Annotated in this window: 16 protein-coding genes; 8 read left to right on the top strand and 8 right to left on the bottom strand. The window is 71.9% G+C overall.

Translation table 11 applies throughout. The features are described 5' to 3' along the window. Positions 1–202: 202 nt before the first annotated feature. On the bottom strand, positions 203–1,105 hold the full coding sequence (locus tag OG700_RS01510) for a LysR family transcriptional regulator (protein ID WP_405621370.1): 903 nt from the start codon (positions 1,103–1,105) through the stop codon (positions 203–205). A gap of 90 nt (positions 1,106–1,195) precedes the next feature. On the opposite strand from OG700_RS01510, the gene OG700_RS01505 reads away from it, so the two are divergent. Next, positions 1,196–2,539, top strand: coding sequence for an aspartate aminotransferase family protein (locus OG700_RS01505; RefSeq protein WP_405607648.1), 1,344 nt, complete (start codon positions 1,196–1,198; stop codon positions 2,537–2,539). Positions 2,540–3,459: 920 nt separating this feature from the next. On the opposite strand, the gene eno is transcribed toward OG700_RS01505, so the two are convergent. After that, entirely contained in the window at positions 3,460–4,767 is a 1,308-nt protein-coding gene (eno, locus tag OG700_RS01500) for a phosphopyruvate hydratase (protein WP_405607645.1), read from the bottom strand. A gap of 176 nt (positions 4,768–4,943) precedes the next feature. Between eno and OG700_RS01495 the strand changes: the two genes are divergently transcribed. Further along, positions 4,944–5,372 carry a MarR family winged helix-turn-helix transcriptional regulator gene (locus OG700_RS01495; protein WP_405607642.1) on the top strand — a complete coding sequence of 143 codons (429 nt, stop codon included), beginning with the start codon at positions 4,944–4,946 and terminating at the stop codon, positions 5,370–5,372. 253 nt (positions 5,373–5,625) lie between these two features. On the opposite strand, the gene OG700_RS01490 is transcribed toward OG700_RS01495, so the two are convergent. The 6 genes from OG700_RS01490 to OG700_RS01465 form a co-directional block, all read right to left on the bottom strand. Then, positions 5,626–6,183 carry a TetR/AcrR family transcriptional regulator gene (locus OG700_RS01490; RefSeq protein ID WP_405607639.1) on the bottom strand — a complete coding sequence of 186 codons (558 nt, stop codon included), beginning with the start codon at positions 6,181–6,183 and terminating at the stop codon, positions 5,626–5,628. 8 nt (positions 6,184–6,191) lie between these two features. Further along, positions 6,192–6,773: a sugar O-acetyltransferase gene (locus tag OG700_RS01485; RefSeq protein ID WP_405607636.1), complete on the bottom strand. Its 582-nt coding sequence runs from the start codon at positions 6,771–6,773 to the stop codon at positions 6,192–6,194. 86 nt (positions 6,774–6,859) lie between these two features. Then, complete coding sequence (locus OG700_RS01480) at positions 6,860–8,068, bottom strand: MFS transporter (protein ID WP_405607633.1); 1,209 nt, start codon at positions 8,066–8,068, stop codon at positions 6,860–6,862. A gap of 91 nt (positions 8,069–8,159) precedes the next feature. Further along, positions 8,160–8,384 carry a hypothetical protein gene (locus OG700_RS01475; protein WP_405607630.1) on the bottom strand — a complete coding sequence of 75 codons (225 nt, stop codon included), beginning with the start codon at positions 8,382–8,384 and terminating at the stop codon, positions 8,160–8,162. Continuing rightward, the gene (locus OG700_RS01470; protein WP_405607627.1) at positions 8,368–8,628 is read right to left on the bottom strand and encodes a DUF6400 family protein; all 261 of its coding nucleotides are present in this window, start codon (positions 8,626–8,628) and stop codon (positions 8,368–8,370) included. The genes OG700_RS01475 and OG700_RS01470 overlap by 17 nt, the downstream gene beginning before the upstream one ends. A gap of 228 nt (positions 8,629–8,856) precedes the next feature. Then, a complete protein-coding gene (locus tag OG700_RS01465; RefSeq protein WP_405607624.1) occupies positions 8,857–9,486 on the bottom strand; it encodes a hypothetical protein in 630 nt (209 codons plus the stop codon). Positions 9,487–9,557: 71 nt separating this feature from the next. Here OG700_RS01465 and OG700_RS01460 point away from each other — a divergent pair, with 71 nt between their 5' ends. The 6 genes from OG700_RS01460 to OG700_RS01435 all read left to right on the top strand — a co-directional run bounded on the left by OG700_RS01460 (position 9,558) and on the right by OG700_RS01435 (position 22,349). Beyond that, positions 9,558–12,056 carry a protein kinase domain-containing protein gene (locus OG700_RS01460; protein WP_405607621.1) on the top strand — a complete coding sequence of 833 codons (2,499 nt, stop codon included), beginning with the start codon at positions 9,558–9,560 and terminating at the stop codon, positions 12,054–12,056. Between the two features lie 10 nt (positions 12,057–12,066). Beyond that, a complete protein-coding gene (locus tag OG700_RS01455; RefSeq protein ID WP_405607618.1) occupies positions 12,067–14,361 on the top strand; it encodes a protein kinase domain-containing protein in 2,295 nt (764 codons plus the stop codon). A gap of 206 nt (positions 14,362–14,567) precedes the next feature. Beyond that, positions 14,568–15,656 (top strand): hypothetical protein, encoded by a 1,089-nt coding sequence (locus tag OG700_RS01450; protein WP_405607615.1) that lies wholly within the window; start codon positions 14,568–14,570, stop codon positions 15,654–15,656. After that, positions 15,653–17,011: a hypothetical protein gene (locus OG700_RS01445; RefSeq protein ID WP_405607612.1), complete on the top strand. Its 1,359-nt coding sequence runs from the start codon at positions 15,653–15,655 to the stop codon at positions 17,009–17,011. Before OG700_RS01450 ends, OG700_RS01445 begins: the two co-directional genes overlap by 4 nt. Then, positions 17,008–20,457, top strand: coding sequence for a hypothetical protein (locus OG700_RS01440; RefSeq protein ID WP_405607609.1), 3,450 nt, complete (start codon positions 17,008–17,010; stop codon positions 20,455–20,457). Before OG700_RS01445 ends, OG700_RS01440 begins: the two co-directional genes overlap by 4 nt. Next, complete coding sequence (locus OG700_RS01435) at positions 20,457–22,349, top strand: hypothetical protein (RefSeq protein WP_405607606.1); 1,893 nt, start codon at positions 20,457–20,459, stop codon at positions 22,347–22,349. Before OG700_RS01440 ends, OG700_RS01435 begins: the two co-directional genes overlap by 1 nt. Position 22,350 lies beyond the last annotated feature (1 nt).

Genomic DNA, 22,350 nt, shown 5'->3' with positions numbered 1-22,350 from the left:
CGGTTCCACAGCCGACGTCGAGAACGCCGGGGCCGGACACCTGCTGTTCGCCGACCGGAAGGGCACCCCCGCCGCAGGCCGGAGCGGTCCGCAAGGTCGTGACCACGGTCATCGCGGGCGTCGCGCCGCAACCACGGCCGTAGACCGGCCGTGGCCCGAAGCGCCTTTCTGTATACGGGGAGTTCCTTGGTCTCCGGGCCACTCACAAACCGGCGGCCGACGGGCCCGGATCGAGACGCAGTGCGTCCAGCACGACACGTACCGCCGCGCGAGGGGGCGAGCCCCGGCGGATCGCCGCCGTGATCGTGCGCGTCACCGGATTCGCGAGCTCCCGGGTGGCGACGCGGTAGCGGCGGTCGACCGCCAGGCCGGGCAGCAGTGCGATCGACAGCCCGGCCTCGACGTGCTCCAGAGTCATCAGGTAGTTGCTGAACCTGCACACCACCCGCGGCTCGAAACTCGACTGACGGCACAGCCGCAGCGCGAGATTCGCCATGTACGACTGAGGCATGTCGAGCGCCCACGGCTCGTCCGCGTAGGCCGCGAGATCCACGGTGCCGCGCCGTGCGGCGGGATGATCGGGCGGCACCACCAGCAGGATCGGATCCGTGGCCAGCGGTACGAGGTCGAGGTCCGGCCCCAGAGGCAGCTCGTCGAAGTTCGTGGTCGTGATGATGAGGTCGACATCGCCGCCCCGCAGTGCCGGCATGCTCTCGTGCGGCTCCAACTGCGACAACTCGACATCCAGATGCGGATATCGGAGCGCCAGCCGGGTCACCGCCGGTACCGCCATGGTGCGGATCGCGCTCTGGAAGGCGCCCAGCCGCACCAGCCCGACCGGCTCCTCGCCGAACCCGCGCAACTCCGTCTCGACGGTGTCCATGTGATCGAGGATCGCCCGCGCCCGCCGCGCGAGGATCAGCCCGGCCGGGGTCAACCGCACCCGGCGGCCGGTCCGTTCCAGGAGCTGGGTACGCGTCTCTGCCTCAAGTACGGCGAGCTGTTGGGACACGCTCGACGGGCTCAGGTTGGCCGCCTGGGCGACCGCCCGGACGGTGCCCAGCGTATCCAGTTGGCTCAGCAGCCGCAGCCGCCAGGGATTCATCACGCCACCATTGTTGTGCGGTTCCTCCGAACAGCAAAACCACAATCGTGAGATGGACGTGACGCTCGACCGCGCCCTAGCGTCGCGGACATGGCCACATCGACCAACCCCGCATCCATAGCCCCCGCATCCTCCGACGACCGCTTCTGGGGCGACGCAGACAGGCATCTCGTCCGCTACGGCGGCGAGTTCACCCGCGAGATCATCGACCGCGCCGCCGGAAGTTTCCTGTTCACGGCGGACGGCCGGAAGATACTCGACTTCACCTCCGGCCAGATGAGCGCGATACTCGGCCACTCGCACCCCGAGATCGTCGCCACCGTCCAACGGCAGGTCGCGACCCTCGACCACCTCTACAGCGGCATGCTCAGCCGCCCGGTGGTCGACCTCGCCCGCCGGCTGGCCGACACACTGCCCGCGCCGCTGGAGAAGGCGCTGCTGCTGACGACCGGCGCCGAGTCGAACGAAGCCGCCATCCGGATGGCCAAGCTCGTCACAGGCCGGCACGAGATCGTCTCGTTCGCGCGGTCCTGGCACGGCATGACGCAGGCCGCCGCCTCCGCCACGTACAGCGCGGGGCGCAAGGGCTACGGCCCGGCCGCGCCCGGCAACTTCGCCATCCCCGTGCCGAACACGTACCGGCCGGACTTCACCGCGGCCGACGGCTCGCTCGACTGGCGCCGCCAGTTGGACTTCGCCTTCGACCTGATCGACGCCCAGTCGACCGGCAGCCTCGCCGCGTGCCTGGTCGAGCCGATCCTCAGCTCGGGCGGAATCATCGAGCCGCCAGTCGGCTACTTCGCCGCCCTGCGCGAGAAGTGCCGCGAACGCGGCATGCTGCTCATCCTGGACGAGGCCCAGACCGGTCTGTGCCGTACCGGGACCTGGTACGCGTTCGAGCGCGACGGCGTCGTTCCCGACATCCTCACGCTCTCCAAGACGCTCGGTGCCGGACTCCCTCTCGCGGCCGTGATCACCAGCGCCGAGATCGAGCAGGAGGCATACGAGCGCGGGTTCCTGTTCTTCACCACACACGTAGCCGACCCGCTGGTGGCCGCGGTCGGCAACACCGTCCTCGACGTCCTGACCGGCGACGGACTCGACCGGCGCGCACGGTCGCTCGGCGATTTCCTCCGCCGCGGCCTGTCCGACATCGCCGCACGCCACGCCGTCGTCGGCGACATCCGGGGCCGGGGCCTGCTGGCCGGGCTCGAACTCGTCGTCGACCGCGAGACGAAGCGCAGCTCGGACGAACTGGGCGCCCGGGTCACCCGGCGCTGCCTCGAACTCGGCCTGCACATGAACATCGTCCAACTCCCCGGCATGGGAGGTGTCTTCCGGATCGCACCGCCGCTGACCGCCACCGAGGACGAGCTGTCACTGGGGCTGGCGATTCTGGACCAGGCGATCGGCGACACCTGCGCCGTGCTCTGAGCCGGCGCTACTGCCTGCGGTCCACTGCCTGCGGTCTAAGGTCTGCGGCCTAAGGTCTGCGGTCTGCGGTCTGCCCGATGACGCCGGTGCTTCACCGGTTCGGGTGTTCGCCGGTCAAAGGCCGCTCAAGTCCGGCAAGGCCGGAGGTGGACGCCCGTCCCGGGGGGAGACATCCGGTGGCAATTCGTCCTTCCACCCGGTGCGCCCCCGACGACACCGCGTGGGACCGAGCCGGATCGGGTGGGGGAGAGGTACGAAGTCATGTGGCGGACCGTGGAGTTCGGGGCGTCCCACGAAGGAAAGCCGGGAGTTCTCCTGCCGGACGGAAGCGAGCCCAAACCGGTCCTGTTCGACACCGGAAGCGGATCCCACACGCACGAGAGCAGCGACTGGTGGATCTACGACGGGACGCTGCGCGCGCCTCGGGCGACGGAGCTGCGGGGATCGTGCTCGTGCGGATGGCGGGGCGAGGCCCGCTACCCGCTCGACTGGAACGAGGTGGACTCGAACCGCCCGGAGCTGTTCGACACCCGCGGACCCGAGGACGACTGGGAACAGCACGTGAAAGAGGTCGAAGGCAGGACGGTTCCGCTGCCCGCCGACCTCGTCGCGCTGATCGACCAGGTGCAGGCCCGGCTCGACGGCCTCGCGTCCGACACCCCGCTCGCAGCCCTGCGGGCGGTCTCCTTGCTGGAGCACGCCACCCGCCACGCCGGCCGGACCGCGGCACACTACGCGCACGACGACGACCCCGGCGGGGCCGCCGCCGGGAAGGCCCTCGGAATTACGCCCCAGGAGGCCCGCTCGCGTCTTCCACTACGGCCACCGCTGACCATGGCTTGGTACGGTGCGGGTCCCGCCGGTCGGCGGGACCCGCACCACCTCACGACCGCGTCATGGTCTCCACCTCGGCCCGCTGTTCACGCCCGACGCAGTGCGGAGCGGCCCGCGAAGCGCGCCGAGTCGCCCAACTCCTCCTCGATCCGGATCAGTTGGTTGTACTTCGCCGTGCGGTCGGAGCGGGAGAGCGAGCCGGTCTTGATCTGACCGCAGCCGGTCGCCACCGCCAGATCCGCGATGGTGGTGTCCTCCGTCTCGCCCGAGCGGTGCGACATGACAGCCGTCCAGCCCGCCTGGTGGGCCGTCGCCACCGCGGCCAGCGCCTCGGTCAGGGTCCCGATCTGATTGACCTTGACAAGGACCGAATTGCCGACGCCGGTGCGGATGCCCTCGCGCAGCAGTGTCTCGTTGGTGCAGAACACGTCGTCGCCGGTGAGCTGACAGCGGTCGCCGACGCGGGCGGTCAGCTCGCGCCAGCCGTCCAGGTCGTTCTCCGCCATCGGGTCCTCGATGGAGACGACCGGGTAGGCGTCGATGAGTTCGGCCAGATAGTCGGCGTGCTCGGAGGGGGTACGGCGTACTCCCTCGCCCGTGTAGTCGTACACCCCGTCGCGGAAGAACTCCGACGACGCCGGGTCCATGACCAGGCCGAAGTCCGCGCCGGGGCGGTAGCCGGTGCGCTCGATGGCGGCCATCACGAAGTCGAGCGCCTCCTCGGCGGTACGCAGCACGGGCGCGAAGCCGCCCTCGTCGCCGACGCCCGTGGAGTGCCCGGCGGCCAGCAGATCGCGGCGCAGGGTGTGGAAGACCTCGCTGCCCATGCGGACGGCTTCGGCGAAGGTGTCCGCGCCCACGGGCGCGATCATGAACTCCTGGAAATCCAGCGGATTGTCCGCGTGGGCGCCGCCGTTGACGATGTTCATCATGGGCAACGGCAGGAGGTGGGCGTCGGCGCCGCCGAGGTGGCGGTAGAGGGGCCGGCGGTGGGCGGCGGCGGTGGCCTTGGCGGCGGCGAGGGAGACGCCGAGGATCGCGTTGGCGCCGAGCCGGGACTTCGTGGCGGTGCCGTCGAGGGCGACCAGCGCGGCGTCGAGACCCGCCTGGTCCGCCGCGTCCCGGCCGCGTACGGACGCCGCGATCTCCCCGTTGACGTGGGCCACCGCCCGGTCGACGCCCTTGCCGTGCCAGCGCGCGGAGTCTCCGTCACGCAGTTCCACGGCCTCCCGGGCACCGGTGGAGGCGCCGGAGGGAACGGCCGCGCGCCCCAGGGACCCGTCCACCAGGACGATGTCGACCTCGACCGTGGGGTTGCCCCGGCTGTCGATGATCCGGCGGGCGGTGACGGTCTCGATGGCGGCGTCGACGGTTCCGGCTGTCTTCGCGGACATGGGAGTTCCTTCCCGTTGTCGTATGCCGTGGCCCCGGCTGCGACAACGCTGGCGCTGAGCCCGACAACGCTGAACCATACAGCAATGCTGCGCAGTTTCGCTGTTCAGTTGTGCTGTGCGGTATTGCTGTGCAGGTCGGCTGCGCAGCGATGCCGGCCAGCGGGGTAAAGTGCCCCATGCCCACCTCGGAAGCGGAAGCCGCCGCCATCGCCGCCGAACTGCGCACCGCGATGGGCAAGCTCACCCGACGCGTCAAACACGAGGACCGCATCCCGCTGGGCCAAGTCGCCGTGCTCGGCGCACTCGACCGCAACGGCGCCATGACCACCAGCGACCTCGCCGCCGATCAGCGCGTACGACCCCAGTCGATGGCGCGGGCGGTGGGTCTGCTCATGGAACAGAGCCTGATCACGCGCCGGGCGCACCCCACGGACGGCCGCAAGTCACTGGTGGAGCTGTCGGACGGCGGCCGGGCCGCCCTCGAAGCGGAGCGCGGTCGCAGGGCCGGCTGGCTCGCCCAGGCCATCGAGGCCGAACTCACTGATGAGGAGCGGGTGTTGCTGGCGCGCGGCGCCGCCCTGCTGGAGCGGCTCGCCACCCGCTAGGGCCTGTTGCGAAAGTGGCGCCGTCCGCCCGCCGGGCGGGGCCGACGGCGTCTGGTGCGTGCGATCGCAAGGCGGAGGATCGGCGGTGTGGATGATGGCCCGGCCGTACTCGGATGTCTTCGAGAACGCTGTCAACGCGGCGAGTGCGCGTGCCGGGCGTCGTCGGCCAGGCGGGACTTTCGCAACACGCCCTACGCGGCCGGGAACGTTGACGGCGATTGAGGGTGAAGCGGCCCACCGGGCAGGAACTAAACTAGTGGTCTTGTCGACCGGTTGTGGTGATGCGGGAGACGGCCTCAAGGGTCAGAGCGCGGTCGTGGGGCTCCTTGGCCAGGGCGCGGTGGAGGGTCAAGCCCTCGATGAGGGCGTCGAGTTGGCGGGCCGTGTCCGGGTCGAAGTGCTTCTCCAGGTGGATGCGGCTGCGGCGCATCCACTCGTGGGTGAGTTCCCGGTAGGCGGGCCGGCGCGCCGCGAGGGTGTACAGCTCCTGGGTGAGTACGAGATCGCGCCCGCTGCCCTCGGACAGGGTGTGGATGAGATCGGTGACGGCTTCGAGGGCCTGCTCGCGGTCGGCCGGGGCGGCGAGGTGGGCGTCGAAGACGGCGACGATGTGGTCGGTGAAGCGGCTGAACGCTTCGCGGAGCAACTGGTCGATGCCGCCGAAGTGGTAGGTCATGGAGCCCAGGGGGACACCGGCGCGAGTGGCGATCTTCCGGTGGGAGACGCTGGGGAGGCCGTCTTCCGCGATGAGGTCGAGAGTGGCGGTGATGATGCGTTCGCGGCGCTGCGGGTCCGTGTGTCCGGTTGTCATGGCAGGGCTCAGAGGGCTCGGACCGGGCGGGCGGGGTTGCCGACGGCGACGGTGTTGGCCGGTACGTCCCTGGTGACGACCGCGCCGGCGCCGATGACGGAGTTGTCCCCGATGGTCACGCCGGGCAGGACGATGGCGCCGCCGCCCAGCCACACGTTGTCCCCGATGGTGATCGGCCGGGCGGCCTCCAGCTTGTCGCGCCGGGGCTGCGGCGCCAAGGGGTGGGTGGGGGTGAGGAGTTGGACGTTCGGCCCGATCTGGCAGTCCTCGCCGATGGTGATCGTCGCGACGTCCAGCGCCGTCAGGTTGTAGTTGACGAAGGTGCGCGCCCCGATGGTGATGTTGCTGCCGTAGTCGACGTACAGCGGCGGCCGTACGTGCGCCTGTTCGCCCAGTGAGCCGAGCAGTTCGGCGAGGAGCGGCCGGGCGGCGTCGGCGTCCTCTACGTAGGCGGCCAGGTAGTGGGCGGCGAGCCGTACGGCTTGCTGCTGGCGGCGGGCGATCTCGGGGTCGTCGGCGATGTAGAGGTCGCCCGCCCGCATGCGTTCGAGGTTCGTGCGGGGGTCCTGCGCGAAGTGGTCCATCGGCATGCGTACGATCGTACGCTCAGGGTGAGCGCACGGCCCGCAGGCTGGGGAAATCCGTCGTAGAAGCCAGTCGGGGAAGCCCCGAGCGTTCAGCGCCGCCGGGCCTGGAGCACTCCCGCGAGGAGGAACGCGAGCAGCCCCGCGAGCGGTACCACGAGCAGGCCCGCCCGGAGGCTGGTCGCGTCGGCGATCAACCCGACGACCGGCGGGGAGAGCAGGAAGCCCAGACGCATGAGCCAGGAGACGATGGCCAGGCCCGAACCGGGCTTGAGGCCGGGCAGCTCATCGGCTTCGAGCATCGCCGCGGGAACCAGCGTCGCCACACCGAACCCGGCCGCGGCGAAGCCGAGGATCGTTCCCGGCACCGTGGGGACGGCCAGTGCCACTCCCATGCCGGCCGCGGCGATGAGGCCGCCGGCGCGGGCCACGGCGCGCTGGCCGAAGCGGTCGACGAGCCGGTCGCCGATGATACGGCCGATGAACTGGGCTCCCACCAGGGCGATGTAGCCGCCGGCCGCCAGCGTCACCGGCGCGTGCAGCGACTCGGAGAGGTAGAGCGTGGCCCAGGAACTGCCCGCGTCCTCCACGAGCGTGCCCGCTGTGGCGATGAGGACGAGTGCGGCGAGCACATAAGTCGTACGCCGACCTGCCGCCGTACGCCCGGTCCGCCGCTTCTCATGGCCGGCGGCGTCGGGTTCCACGGCCTGCTCGGTGTCGGGTCCGGGCAGACAGAACCGCAGGGCGACGCACGCGGCGATCGCGAACACCACCGCCGAGATCGCCAGATGCCGCTCCAGCGAGAGGTCGAGTGCGATCGCGCCGGCCGCCATGGACCCACCGGTGACGGCACCGATGGACCAGATGGCATGGAAGGAGTTGATGATGGAGCGCCCGTAGCGGCGCTGCACCCGCAGTCCGTGGGCGTTCTGCGCGACGTCGGTGAACGAGTCCATCGCGCCCGCCAGGAACAGGGCTGCCGCGAACATCGCCACCGAGTCGGCCAGACCGGCCGCGAGTATCCCCACGCCGGTCAGCAGGGTCCCGGCGACCGCCACCCGCGCCGAGCCCAGCCGGCGGACGAGTATCCCGGCCGCCAGACCGGCCGCTATGGCGCCCGCCGGGAACGCGGCGACGGCCAGTCCGTAGGCGGTGTTGCCGATGCCGAGATCCGCCTTGATCTGCGGAAATCTCGGCAGGAGATTGGCGAACAGGGCCCCGTTGGTGAAGAACAGAACGGCAACGGCCACGCGGGCCCGCCGCTCGTCCAGGGCGGGCCGGTGCGGGACGTCAACTGTCATGCGGGGGAGCCTATAGCCAGTGCGTACGAACGTACACTCTCGGACGGGAGGCCCACCGTCCGCGCCCGTCCGCGCCCGTTTGCGCGGAAGGTCAGCGGGGCAGGCGGCCGGGGCGGGTGTTGAGCGACCAGGTGTGGGTGCACGCGGGGCACTGGAGGTGGATGACCGGTCCGTTGTTGGCGATCAGATAGCGCCAGTGCTCGGTGCAGTTGCGGCGGTCGGCGCAGCTGGTGCAGTGGCGCGCGTCGTCGCACACGGGGCAGGCCACCCAGGCGCGGCGGGAAGGGTCCGCCTGTGGGTCAATGGGCTGCCGCACGGCCCGGCTCCTCGCCCGGCAGGCCCGGCAGAACACCGGCCTCCACCAGCAGGTCGTGGATGCGCTGCTGCTCGGCGTCCAGGCCGGAGTAGAGGAGCGCGTACGCCTCGTCCTCGCCCTGGAGCGCGGCCCTAGGGTCCCAGTGGGGGCCGAGGGCGGTCACGACCTCGGCCCGCCGCCGGGCCTCCTCGAAGGTGAGGTCGATGGTGAAGGGGGTCAGGTCGCTGCTGCTGTCCTGGTTCATGGCGTGACTTCCGATACGTCGACGGAACCCCACCAGCTCTACCAGGCGACCACGGTGACAGGGAAGGGTGCCCTAAGTTGCCCCGGTGTCCACGCCCCGGCGGCCCGCCGACGCGCCACCCCCGGATCGGCGGACGGAGGCGGGCCGTTGGCGGCGTCGGCCCCCGAATCGCGGACAGGGTCCGCGACCGGCACTGTGACGTACTTCATGCGTGGGTCCGGGGCGGGCTCACGGACGGGGTGCCACTACCCCGGTGACGTGGTTGATCTCGTCGGACAGGACGTCGTTCAACGTGGCACGTGCCGCTCTGGACCGGTCCATGGCGTCGACCACTTCCTGGCCGACCGCGCTCTCCCGCGGCTCGGGTTGCCGTACGGTCCTGCGCAGGATCTCCGCACGTACGACCCGGGTCGCCTCGCGCAGACCGGCCAGGAGCTGAGCGCGGGCCTCGGCGGCCCGTATGTCTCGATCCCGCGCGCCCAGGGGGATGGGAGCGGACCGCGGCAACGTGTCGATGGAATCGACCCAGTTGCCCCCGAAGGCCGGCGAGATCCCCGCTCGGTGGGCTTCCGTGCTGACCTGGACGATCATGTCGTCGTACCGTTCGAGATCCATCGGCCGTCCGGCTTCGAGATCTTGGACGGTCCGTTCCAGCGTGTCGATCCACGCACGTCCTGTCACCCTGACGAGCAGCAGCCGGGCGGTCTCGCCCTCCCGCCAGAGGGCCAGCTTCTCCGCGTCCTTCTGCTCGACCTGCCTGCGGTGCAGACGCAGGGGTCCGTAGACCGCGGCGAGTCCCGTGACACCGGCGCCGCCCAGCGCCCCGAGGAGTCCGAACCACACGTTGCTGTCAGCCATTCTGCCCATTCTTCCCCACCTCCGTTACTCCTACCGGGAGTTGAGGGCGCCGTGCGACGATGGGAGAGGGCGTGTCGACGCGAGAGGACACACGGTTGCTGGCAGCACTGAGCGACGTGTCGCCACGTCGGATCGGCCCCTTCACCGTCCTGGCACGGATCGGGGCCGGCGGTATGGGCGATGTCTACCTGGCCACGCCACGGCCCGGTGCTCCCGTGGACCGGCTGGTGGCGGTGAAGACCGTACGCCGTGACCTGGCCGACGACCCTTCGTTCCGGAGCCGGTTCCGTCGCGAGACGGCCCTGGCCGGCACCGTCGACAGCCCCTACACCGCCACGTTGGTCGATGTCGACGCCGACGCCGAACTGCCCTGGATGGCCGCCGAGTACGTCGCGGGACCCACCCTCGCCGAAGCGGTCCGGCGTGCGGGGCCACTGCCGCGGGACGCCGTCGCCCGGCTGGGCGCCGACCTCGCCACCGCCTTGGGCGGGCTGCACGCGGCCCGGATCGTTCACCGGGACGTCAAGCCCGGCAACATCCTGCTCGATCTCGACCGGGCCTGCCTCATCGACTTCGGTCTCGCCCGTGCTCAGGGGGGCGGCACCGGCACCGAGGGGGACTTGGTCGTCGGTACGCCGGACTTCATGTCTCCGGAACACCTACGGGGCAGTCATGCCGTGACCGCCGCCTCCGACGTCTTCAGCCTCGCCGCCGTGCTGTGTTACGCGGCGACGGGGAGGAAGCCGTTCGGGGAGGGGCGGCCCGTTCAGGTCGTACAGCACCGGATCTCCACCGCCGACGCCTCCATCGACTCCGTGCCGGAGGGTCTGCGGGACACTCTCAAGGAGTGCCTGAGCCCGGATCCGGCGCGCCGGCCCTCGCCGGATCTGCTGCGGGAGCGGCTGAGTTCGCACAGGGCCGCCCTCTGGCCGGCCGGGATACGGACACTCGTCGAGGAGTGCCGACGCGATGCGGTGCTCCTCAGCGCCACCGGCGGACCACTCCTGGCGCCGCCGGCCACCGATTCACCGGTCACCGATCCGTCGACCACCGATCCAACGGCCACCGATGCGCCGGCCGGGGAGCCGAGGCGGCGAGGTGAGGAGCTGCCCGACCGGTCCGGCCGACGCCCACGCCGCCGGGCCGCACTCGCCCTGGCACTGGTCGCCGTGCTCGGCGCGGGCGTGGGACTCGGTACGTACCTCTCGCGCCCGCAGAACCGAACGGCGAACGCGGATCCGGCCCTCACGCCACCGGCAACCGGCTCTCCCCTCAAGGGAGTTGACGACCGCGGCGCGGCCGACTCCTCCGGCGCCGTCCCACAGCTCACGGACCAGCGACCCGAGAACTGGCGACCCTGGCAGGGGAAACTGTCCGGCCCCGCCATGGGGTGCGCCGCCGGGACAGCGGTCCTGGTGTGCCGGCTGACGGATGGCACGTACGAGGCGCGCGATTCCGCAACCGGCCGCGGACTGTGGACCGTCGGCCGGTACGACGCGCGTGCGCAGACAACCATCTCCGGGACCGGGTACGTCTCCTTCGCCGCCCGGAGCACACAGCCGACCGTCCACGGCGGGGACGTCGTCCTGAGTACCGACGGATGGCTACAGGTACGGGACGCACGCACCGGCAAGATCCGCTGGGAGCAGGAATCGGCGGGTGCCCTGGGGTTCTCCTCCCGCCCGCTCGCCGCCGACGAACTGGTCTTCGCGGCGACAGTCGTCGGCGGGAATCTCGGCCTCACCGCCTTCGCCCTGGCCGACGGCCGGAAGCTGTGGAGCAAGGTACTGACCAACCAGGAGTACGCGCGGGCCCACCTGCGGGACTTCGAGCCGGTCGCCTACGCCGACGGGCGCGTCTACGCGCTCGGTGACGGTGGCGTCGTCGCGTACGACGCGCGAACCGGTGCGCGGCGCGGCCAGGTACAGGGCGGGGCGCGAGCCTGCGACTCGCTGCGGATAGCGGGACCGACCGCGTTCTGTTCGCACTGGGAAGCCTCCACCCCGGACGCGCCCGTTCTGTCGCTGCTCAGGCTGGACGCGGTGACCCTCGCTCCCGAGGGCCGTCTGTCGCCTCCCCGGGGCATCGAAACGGCGGGCGTCGCCGGGCTGACAGCCGTGGACCACCGGGTCGCCGTGGTCTTCGACCCGGACGGCCGCAGCCGGCTCGGAGCGGACGACGCCACCCCGGCGGCGGGACTGATCGTGCTCGACCAGCGGACGGGGAGGGAGCGTGGGCGCTACCGCGTCGCGTCCGCGGTGTCCGGCGGACGCGGAAAGGCGCGGACACAGGCGTTCTCCGAGCCCATGATCGCCGGTGACTCGCTGGTGTACGCGGACTTCTCGGCGCTCCACGTCATACCGCTGGGCAGGGACGGCCGGCCGGGCAAGGAACACGTACTGGCGGTACCCGGCGCTCCCGGCCCGAGGCCCGGGGAACCGCAGGACGATCCGTTCGGCGAGACCCTGCCGTCCGAGTCGATCCGGTCGCCCGTCCTGCTGCCGCTGGGCGGTGTCGCCTTCGTGGTCTACGACAAGGGGGCGGTCGCCTCCGTCGCCCTGCCGGGCTGAGGGGGCCGTCGTGCTGACACCGTTGGAGCCGGATGGGCCGGCCCGGCACATCGGCCCGTACCGCCTGCTGGGCCGACTCGGCGAAGGCGGGTTCGGAGAGGTACATCTGGCCTGCTCCGCCGCGGTCGCCACCGTCGATCCGAGCCGCATGGTCGCGATCAAGACGATTCGCGGGGACCTGGACCTCCACCCGTGGGCCCGCAAGCGGTTCGCCCGGGAGATCGCGGCGGCCAAGGCCGTACGCAGTCCGCACACCGCCGCCCTCGTCGAAGGCCGGGCCGACGGTGAGAACGCGTGGCTTGCCACCGAGTACGTACCCGGCCCGTCCCTCGCCGAGGCCGTGGAGCGCTGCGGGCCGCTGGACGTGCCCGCGGTACGGCAGTTGGGTGCCGCACTCGCCGGGGCGCTGGTCGCCGTCCACGGCGCCGGCCTGCTGCACCGGGATCTGAAGCCGGCGAACGTGCTGCTGTCGGCATACGGACCCAAACTCATCGACTTCGGCATCGCGCGGTCCGTCGGCGCGTCCGCGCTCACCGTGCCTGGCACGCTCCTCGGCTCTCTGCTGTTCATGTCGCCGGAGCACATCGACGACGACCGGACCGTGGTGCCCGCGACCGACGTGTTCTCCCTCGGTTCCGTGCTGTGCTTCGCCGTGACCGGGCACGGCCCGTTCAACTACGCCGACCGCGATGTGCTGTTCCACCACATCCGGTTGGGGAGAGCGGATCTGAGCGGGGTGCCGGAACCGCTGCGACCGGTCATCGCCGCCTGCCTGCGGCAGGATCCCGCGCGACGGCCCACGCCGCGGTGGGTGGCCGACCGGCTCGGGCCGTCGCGCAACGGCCCGTTCGGGTGGCCCGGACCGGTGCTGTCGCTGATCGCCGAGCACAGCGAGACGGCCCGGCGACTCGGGGCGCGGGCGGGAGCACATCTGGTGACCCAGGACACCGACGCCGGTGTTCCGTACTCGCCCACACTGACGGACGGGCCGCCCGACAGGTCAGCTTCACCAACCGAGTTCGAGCCTGTCGTCCGCCCCCGTTGGCGCCGGTCCCTGCCCGCGGCGGCGGCGATACTGCTGGTGAGCGCATCGGCGACCGTCGTCCTGAACGCCGGGAGCGGCGGAAGCGGCGGAAGCGGCGGCGAAGGGGACGGGCGGAAGAGCGGCGCCGGCGGCCAACAGCCCATCGCCGCCCAGGTGTACGTGCCTGCCTACGCCGGAGAGGGACACCCCCGCGACTTCGGCGCCACCGCGACCTCACGCGACGCCCACCCGCCCAACTGGTCCCCCTGGGCGGTCAAGGCGCCCTCCGTGAACGGGCCTTGCACCCTGACGGGGACGACGCTGATCTGCGCCGGATACCGCGGCGCGCTGACGGCGCTGGACGCGAACAACGGCGACACACTCTGGTCGCACCCCGCGTCCGGACCGCAACCGCCCACCGCGGACCCGAACGTGATCGTCGTCGGCGACGTCGCCTACACCAACGGTCCGGCGGGCATCGCCGGGTACGCCGTCGAGAGCGGCGACCGGCTCTGGCACCGGGCGCCGGCGGCGGGTGCGTACGTACTGCGAGGCGTGGACAGCGTCGACGGTGTCATGTACTCCGTCCATGTCGACGCCAAGACGCACGCGGCGGGCGAAGAGGGGCCGGGCCTGCTGATCGCGCAGCGGCTCGACGGCGACCGGAAGGAGCTGTGGCGTGTGCCCCTTACGGGCGGCCCCCAACGGCCGGTGACGGCCGGCGGGCGTGTGTACGTGCCGAGCCGGGCGGGGCTCATGTCCTTCGACGCGGGTACGGGGCGTGAGCCCGTCACCCGTGACGGAATCTGGTGCGGCGAAGTTCAACTGCGCGAGGGGCAGTTGCTCTGCGGCGGGGACCAACTGGGCGGAGTCCAGGTCCTGGACGCGGACTCCCTGCGCGTACTGCGCGGCATCGGCAAGGGGCTGCAACTGACGGCTGCCCCGGCGATCAACGCGGACGGTCTGCTGGCGCTGACGGACGCCGAGAACGTGTACCTCTACGACCTCCGGTCCGCCAAGCGCCTGTGGTCCGGCGAAGCGTGGTCCAGAAGCCGTCAGGCGGGGTCGCTGTACTTCGCCGGCGACCGCGTCGTCCTGGCCGACGGGCTGAACGTCCACTCGTACGCGACGAAGTCGGGAGAGGCCACGTTCGCCAGGCACCGGGGGCTCCCGTCCACGCCCGAGGACAGCGATCCCGCGCCGAACGGGGAATCCCTGGCCGCCGGAGGGGTCGTGTACATCCCCCTCACCGACGGCACCGTCGTATCCGGCCATCTGTAGCCGCCGTCCGGCCCGACCGGGCGTCGGCCGCTGTCGTGACGCGGCGTCCTCGCGACCGGATCGCCTGTCGTGACGCGGCGTCCTCGCGACCGGGTGCCGTCCGGCTTCCCAGGGCCAACTCCCCACATGAGCCGCACAGTCGGCCCATCCACCCGATAGGGTGATGTGGGTCTCAGAAGGGACGCCGACCTCGTCGGAGGTGGTTCATGACCGGACTCGCAGGTCACGGTGGGGTGGTCGCCGCCTACGCCCGTTGCGCGGACGCCCCGGTCGCACGTGGCGATCAAGTGGACGGGCGGACCGTCACCGGTTTCACATTCGACCCCGCCCCCGTCTCCGGGGCACCGGGCGATCGACTGCTGGTGGCCGGAGACCACACTCTGACCAGGCCGCCCGACCGGACTGTGCCCTCGGCGGCCGACAGTTCGGTCCGGATCATCCGGTCCGGCCCGTCCCCGGTCGACAGCCTCGAAGGCGACACCGTCACGGCCGCGCCCCCGCGACTGCGGGCCGGCTACGAGCGGGTGGTCGTCGCCATGGGGGACGGAGGCCGGTTCGTGACGGCGCTCCTCGACGCGCTGGCGGCACGGCACCACACGACGTGGCTGGTGGGCGGAGCGGTGCGGGACCTGCTCCACGACGGCAGCGAGGCCCGGGTGAATGATCTCGACTTCACCGGTACGGCCGGACCGGGAGAGCTGACCGAACTGGCCGACGACCGCCGGCTCAGACGGCACGGTCTCGGAGACGTCGTCTGCCGGGTCTCACCCCAACTGGTGTGGTCGGTCCGCCCGGAGGAATCCCCGGTCAGCCGGCTCATCGAGTACCGGCCGCTCGCACTGGAGGAGTTCGCCTTCCCGGCGTACGGGGGAGACCTGGCGACCGATGCCGCCACCCGCGACCTGACCGTCAACGCCCTCTACTACGACCACCGGCGCGATACGACAGCCGATCCCACCGGCCTGGGCCGCGCGCATCTGGCGGCCACACCACGCGTCATGGCGGTGGGGTACGAAGGGGACGACCCCGTGGCTCAGGCCCGTGTCGTCTTTCGCTGCCTCAAATTCCGGCTCCGCTGGCCGGAGGCCGAGATCGGCGGGGCCGTCGAGTGGATCGGCGCACTGCCGGCGGACTTCGCCGACCGAATACCGGCGGACGGCTGGCCGAGGGTGAACGCGGCGCGGGAGATGTGTGTTCCGGTGCGGGACCGCGGGGCGCGGGAGTCCGCACTCGCCGGTGAACTCGGCCCCGCCGCCGCGAGTCTCGTCAAGGCGATCCAGGAGCGGACCGGGTGACGGACCATCGACCGCTCAGCGTCTGGACCGCGACGGTGCCCTCGCCTCCGTCCCCGTCCTCGGCCGTATCCGCGACCGGGACCCCGTCCGCGGCGGCGGCCTGGCCGCCCGGACTCGTCGTGAACGACGGCGACGAGCGCGCCGACGCCCGGCGGCTGCCGAGGTTCGCACACGGCTGGCGGCGCCACGGCGTCCTGCTCGAACACGGCGAACAGGGCGAACACGGCGAACAGGGCGAACAGGGCGGACGGCGCGGTCAAGTACTGGGCCTGGTGAACGAGTTGACCGGAGAGACGGTGGTCGAGCTCGACGAACTGGCCAGGCCCCTCCCGGTCACCGACGCCGGACTGCGTGTCATCACCCGGCTTGAGGAGGGGTGGCCCGATGCCACCCCGAGCACCGCCGACACAAAGGTGCTCGCCCGTGAACAGATAGAAGTACGACGCCTGCTGCTGGCCCGTCTCGCCGCCGAGGGCAGGCCCCCCGGCAAGCTGTTCCACATCCTGCCCTGGGACCGGGTGACCCGGCTGGCCGATGACCTCGACGCCGTACTGGACGGCGGCGCACCCGGCCCGGTGATCCGGCTGCGCCACTGGTTCCGGCCGGCCGGCCCACGCTTCACCGCGTCCCTGGAACAGCTCGACGAGGGGATGCGGGACAACGACCGAGGACTGATCCGGGTGGCCGCCACGAGCCTGTGCGCGCGGCTGGCGGAACTCGACGCGGCCCGCCTGCCCGCGAACACCAGGGCGTCGCTCGCCTCGCTGGTCGACGCGCTCGCACGCGAGAACAGATTCCTCGGCCACACCGCCGCACAGGTCACCGGGAAGCTGCGAGGAGAGGACCGGCCCGCCCAGGCGGCGCCACGCATGGACACCGTGCTGCTCGACGCGGGGGCGTCCGACGCAATCCGGCGGGAGAGCCAGGAGTTCGAACGCGCCCCGTTCACCGTCCGGGTGGCCGTCGCCAGCACCGGGCACGTCACGGTGAGCGCGCGCACCCTGCTGCGGCCCGGCGAGGACCGGCTGCTCGCCGAGGGGTACGGAGTCATGCTGCTGCCGGTCCGCATCCTGCACGCACAGGGATCGACGCGGTACTGGGTGGTGATGGAGCCGTCCGAGGCGTTCCTCGGCGGGAGTCTGCCCCTGCCCATTCCCGCCGGGGACTTCGTCGAGACCGACGTCGACGGGCCGCCGGTCGGCGTCATGGAGGTGGAGTCGCTGAGTGCCGAGGAGGTGGAACGCTCGATCGGGGCCATCGAGACCGGCAGCTACCTGGACCTCTGGGAGCGGATCGCCGACGCTCTGCCCCCGTCGCACCTGTTGCGGGACGTCATCGGACGGGCGGTCCAGTGACCCCCGCCGGCCCGCCGAGCCGGGACTTCGGCCGCTATCTCGTTGAGGAGGCGCCGCCGCAGGACGCGGACGAGTTGCGCCAGGAACTCCTGGGGCCCGGACGGCCGCTCTTCCGGCTCGTCAAGCGGTTCGTCGGGGGCGGGGACAGCCACGCGCTGAGAGCGCTGTACGAGGAAGTGACGCCGCTGCACCGGCTGTTGGGCAACGGCCGGGGAGCGCGACGGGTGCCGGAGACGAGGGCCGTCCTCGGCACGCCGTTCCGGGACCGGGAAGACGCTGCCGTCAACGCCCTGCGTTCGCTGGCCGGGATGGGACTCGCCCTGGTCGACACCGCCGCCGCGCCCGACGCGCTGCCTCCGGTGCTCCGACGTATCGAAGCCGCCCGCGTCTCCTTGCCGGGCGGCCCGTTGTCCTCCGCGTGGACCCCGGACGGACTCGCCGAGGGGGACGAGGCGCTGCACCACTGCCTCACGGTCCTGGCAGCCTCGGTGGCGGCCGGACAACACCAGGACGGCGCCTCGCTCACCGCCGCGCTCACGCTCCAGCGGCTGGCCGGGGCCACTCCCGCCCCGCGCCGCGCCCCACGGCAGTTGGAGGTGCTGACCTCCCGCGGGGTCCAGGGCCGCCACGCGACGCTACGGGCCCGCCTGCTGCCCGGAGGGCCGCCGGGGCTCGTACCCGACCCCGGGAGGATGAGCCTGTTCAGCGCCGACCCGAGGTTTCAGACCTCGCTGGAGCGGGCGTGGTCCTGCGCGGGCGCCGGCCGTGTCAAGGGAACGGTGCTCTGGTGGCTGGAGAGCGAGACGGGACCCGTTCACTACGTCGAGGACGAGTCACTGGGCGCCGCCTTCGCCGTCGTCCTCGACGAGATCCACCGACTGCACACCTGGGCCTCCACGCGCCGGGCCGTGCGACGGCTCGCCGACGACGTGGCGGTGGTGGGGAAGATCGACGGCATCGGCAACCTCCACACGGTCGGCCACTACCGGGCGAAGCTCGCGGCGGCGGACCGGGTGAGCCGGGTTGTCGTCCCCGTGAGCGACCAGGAGGAGGCGCAGAACTTCGCCCGCCCCGGCCTCGTGGTGGAGCCCGCCCGGAGCTGGCAGGAGGCCGCCCGCCACGCACGCCGCCCGGACGGCCGGGTGATAGCGGTCAACCTCCTCCTTCTGGGTCTGGTACTCGCGGTGCTGTCCGGCGGCCTCGTGGGCGTGGGCCTGTTGCGGGAACAGGCGCGCGGCGACGAGCGACAGCAGATCTCGCGGTCCCGTCAGCTCGTACGGGAGGCGGCCGATCTGGAGGCGACCGATCCGGGGCTGGCCCGCCAACTGCTCCTGATGGCGTACGACATGTCGCCGACGGACCAGGCGCGCGGCGCGCTGCTCAACAGCCTCACCCTGCCGGGCTCGTACACCCATGACGCCCGGACGCAGGGTTCCCCCGTGACCGTCGCCTTCCAGCCCCGTGGGGAGCTGCTGGCCGTGGGCGGGACCGGCACCGTCGTCCTCCAGGACGTACAGGACGGGAGACAGGTCGCGGAGCTGCCGGGCGGGACCGGGGACGTCGGGGCGCTGGCGTTCACCCCGGACGGGCGGACGATGGCGGTGGGCTACGGATTCGGCGATTCCGGTGCGGCCATCCCCACCGGGAGCATCCAGCTGTGGGACGTCTCCGAGCCCGAACACGCCCGCCGGCTCTCCTCGTTGACGTACCGCTACTCGGTCACCGCACTGGCCTTCAGCCCGCAAGGGGACCTGCTCGCCACCGGCAGCGCGGGCGGACCGACGCAACTGTGGGACGTCGCCCGCCCGGCGCGTCCGGCACTGAAGGAGACCCTGGACCCGGCGGCGGACGCGTACGCCGTCGCCTTCGAACCGGGCGGCCGGTCGACGGCCTGGCGGTTCGACGGCCGGGTGACCTTCCGCGGACTCGACGGTGAACGGCTGGGCTCGCTCAGGACCAGGGCGAACGACATGGCGTACGCGCCCGACGGCGTCCTGTTCGCCACCACCGACACCCGGGCCCGCGAGATCACGGTGTGGGATGTCACGGAGCCGCGCCGTCCGCGCTCCGTCACCACGGTGCCGGAGAGCGACGGTTTCGTACGGTTCGCTCCCGACAGCCGGCATCTGGTCACCACCTACGACGGCGCGGCCGTACTGCGCCGGCTCGTCCGGCTCGCCGACGGCCGTCTCATCCATGACCCGAACTTCGAGGCGGTGCTCGGCCGTTCGGCGGCGCGCGGCGCCGACAGCTTCGGCATCGACGTCAGCCCGGACGGCCGGACCGTCGCGACGGCGTCCACCGAGGGCACGGTCCGTCTCTGGGACATCTCCGTGCCGCAGCAGCCCGGCGCGCTCTCGGTGGCGGCCGACCCCGACTTCGAACGGTCCGAGGGAAGCGGCGTCGATCTCGACATCTCCGAGGACGGCGAACGAATGGCGGTGACCTGCGGACAGACCGTCTGCCTCTGGGACATGAGCCACCCGCGCGCACCCGAGTACGTCGGCGCCCTCCCCGAGGAACCGCTGGACCAGGTCGACAACCCCACGTTCAGCCCGGACGGCACAGCCCTGTTCGTCGCCAGCCGGCAGCACTACGTGACTGTGTGGGACATCAAGGATCTCGCCGACCCGTCACGCGTCACCAGGTTCGAACCGGGCGAGGCCGGCGCGTACGCTTTCAGCGACGACGGCACGCGGCTCGTCTCGGCGGTCGAAGCGGCGAACACGTCGAACACGGAGGGCTCCGCAGGCACGGACCCGCGCAACGTCCTCGTGCTGTGGGACCTCTCCGATCCCCGGCGGCCGGTACGCGCGGCCACCCTCCCCGGCGTCTCCAAGGAGTTCACGATCGACGAGATCGCCATCAGTGCGGACAACACGGTGGTGGCCGCCCTCGGCTTCGCGAAGGATCTGAGCCTGTGGAACATCGCGACACCCACGAGACCCACCCGGTTGCCGGGGCGGAAGGTCGACAAGGAGAACGCCAACCACCTCACCTTCTCCGGCGACAGCCGGCGGCTGATGACCGGGGGAGTGAACGGGAGCGGCCGGATCTGGGACCTCAAGGACCCGCCCGGCAAGGCCGCGGCCCCCTTTCTCGCCGGGTCGCTCCCGCACGACGCCAGGCTCGCCGTATCCCGCTCCGGAGAACTCCTGCTCACCGAAGGTGACAGCGGAACGCAGCGCGTCTGGAATGTCGACGACAGCGACAAGCCGCGACACCTCGCGATGCTGCGCGGCGCCGGACCCTACGACACCGGATGGGAGTTCAGCCCCGACGGAAGCCTGTTGGTGTCGGGCTCCGTCCAGGGCATCGTCAGTGTCTGGGCGTTGGACACACGGGACATCAAGTCCCGTCTCTGCACCCGCCCCGGAGAACGCATCACCCCGAACCAATGGGCGCAGTACGTCCCCGAGCGCTCCTACGCTCCGCCGTGCGCCTGATGACGCCCACGGATCTCGGCGCCGCCGAGCGACTGCTCTGGGCCGCGTTTCCCCAGGGCGGCTGGGTCGACGTCACGGACCCCGCCGCACCCGCCGGCACCGGGCCGGAACAGACCCTGCGCGCCGAGGTGATCACGGCCCTGCTGCTCGGCGCCCGGGAGCCGGAGCCCGGACAGCTGGCCGGACTCCGGCTGCGCGGCGCCCGGATCACCGGGTCGCTGGACCTGCTGCACGCCACGGTCGACTCCGCCATGGTCTTCGAACAGTGCCGCTTCGACGAGCCGCCGCGACTCGCCGAGTCCACCCTGCGGAGCCTGCGCCTGTACGACTGCCGACTGCCGCGGTTCGACGGCGCGGGGATGACGGTGGAGGGCCGGCTCGACCTCCGCGCCTGCGTCGTCACCGGCGGAGTCACCCTCGACCGGTCCAGGGTCGACGGTGACATACGCCTGGGCGGGGCCCAGTTGGGTGCCGACGCCGACGGAATCGCGCTGAGCGGCGACGGACTGACGGTCGGCGGTGGCGGGTTGGACTGCGGACGGGGCTTCGTGGCCGACGGCGGCGTCATGCTGCGCGGGGCCCGCGTCGAGGGACCGGTCAGCCTCGTCGGCGCCACCGTACGGCGCCCCGGCGCGGACGCGCTGAACATCGACCGGGCAGTCATCAACGACCGGCTCCTGGCACCCCGCCTCACGGTGACCGGCTGCTTCAGGCTGTTCAACGCCACGATCGCCGGAAGCGTCCAACTGTCCGGAGCCCGGCTGTCGAATCCGGGCGGCATGGCGCTGGGCGCCGGCGGTCTCGCCGTACGCGGCGCGGTCTGGTGCTCCGACTCCTTCACCGCAGAGGGCGAAGTCAGGCTGATAGGCGCCGAGATGAGCGCCAACCTCAGCCTCGACCGAGCCGTGCTGAGCAACCCGGCGGGCAGCGCGCTCACCCTGGACCGGGCCACCGTCGCGGATGTGGACGCGACCGCCCTGACCGTCACCGGCGGCCATGTCACACTTGTCGGCGCGCAGATCCGCGGCCGACTCGACCTCAGCCGGGCGCAGTTGGGCACCGACGGCGAGGACATCGCGCTGGACGCCGAGTCGGCGGCGGTCGGCGGCAGCATCCTGTGCCAGGACACACGCGCCGCGGCCACGGTGCGGCTGCGCGGCGCCGTCGTCGCCGGATCGGTGCTCTTCACGGGCGCCCGGCTGACCGCGCGTGGCGGGCCGGTGCTCGATCTGCGCATGCTCCGGGCCACCGAACTCCTCCTGACCCCGGCCGAGCCGATCCGGGGCGCGGTGCTCCTGGAACACGCCCAACTCGGCGTCCTCGGCGACGACCCGGAGCGCTGGCCCACGGAACTCGGCCTGGACGGCCTGAGTTACGCCACGCTGAATCCGGCCCTGCCCGCCACCGCGCGGCTCCGCTGGCTGTCCCGCGACCCGTCCGGCCACCGGCCCCAGCCGTACGAACAACTCGCCGCGCTGTACCTCCGCGCCGGCGACCAGACCGAGGCGCGCCGAGTGCTGTACGCGAAGGAACGGCGCCAGCGCCAGGGCCGCTCGCCACTCAGCCGCGCCTGGGGCGCACTCCAGGACATCACCGTCGGCTACGGCTACCGTCCCTGGCGGGCGGCGCTGTGGCTCCTGCTGCTGCACGGCGCCGGCAGCGCGGCGTACGCGGCGTCACCCCCACCCCCACTCAAACCGGCGGAGACCCCGCACTTCAACCCGGTGGCCTACACGACCGACCTGCTCCTGCCACTGCTCGACCTCGGACAGGAACGCGCCTTCAACCCGGCGGGCGGCGCCCAGTGGTTGTCGTACCTGCTGATCGCGGCGGGCTGGGTACTCGCGTCCACGGTCGCCGCCGGAGTCGCCCGTGTCCTGTCCCGCCCTTAGG

The sequence above is a fragment of the Streptomyces sp. NBC_01508 genome, from assembly GCF_045040315.1.
Classification (GTDB): domain Bacteria; phylum Actinomycetota; class Actinomycetes; order Streptomycetales; family Streptomycetaceae; genus Streptomyces.
This window is presented reverse-complemented; position numbering and strand designations above follow the sequence as displayed.

Excerpts from the sequence above, each read along its gene's own strand:
- OG700_RS01490 (WP_405607639.1), bottom strand. The coding sequence starts at position 6,183 with ATGACAACCGGACACACGGACCCGCAGCGCCGCGAACGCATCATCACC.
- OG700_RS01480 (WP_405607633.1), bottom strand. The coding sequence starts at position 8,068 with ATGACAGTTGACGTCCCGCACCGGCCCGCCCTGGACGAGCGGCGGGCC.
- OG700_RS01505 (WP_405607648.1), top strand. The coding sequence starts at position 1,196 with ATGGCCACATCGACCAACCCCGCATCCATAGCCCCCGCATCCTCCGAC.
- OG700_RS01435 (WP_405607606.1), top strand. The coding sequence starts at position 20,457 with ATGACGCCCACGGATCTCGGCGCCGCCGAGCGACTGCTCTGGGCCGCG.
- eno (WP_405607645.1), bottom strand. The coding sequence starts at position 4,767 with ATGTCCGCGAAGACAGCCGGAACCGTCGACGCCGCCATCGAGACCGTC.
- OG700_RS01485 (WP_405607636.1), bottom strand. The coding sequence starts at position 6,773 with ATGCCGATGGACCACTTCGCGCAGGACCCCCGCACGAACCTCGAACGC.
- OG700_RS01495 (WP_405607642.1), top strand. The coding sequence starts at position 4,944 with ATGCCCACCTCGGAAGCGGAAGCCGCCGCCATCGCCGCCGAACTGCGC.
- OG700_RS01470 (WP_405607627.1), bottom strand. The coding sequence starts at position 8,628 with ATGAACCAGGACAGCAGCAGCGACCTGACCCCCTTCACCATCGACCTC.
- OG700_RS01465 (WP_405607624.1), bottom strand. The coding sequence starts at position 9,486 with ATGGCTGACAGCAACGTGTGGTTCGGACTCCTCGGGGCGCTGGGCGGC.
- OG700_RS01510 (WP_405621370.1), bottom strand. The coding sequence starts at position 1,105 with ATGAATCCCTGGCGGCTGCGGCTGCTGAGCCAACTGGATACGCTGGGC.
- OG700_RS01450 (WP_405607615.1), top strand. The coding sequence starts at position 14,568 with ATGACCGGACTCGCAGGTCACGGTGGGGTGGTCGCCGCCTACGCCCGT.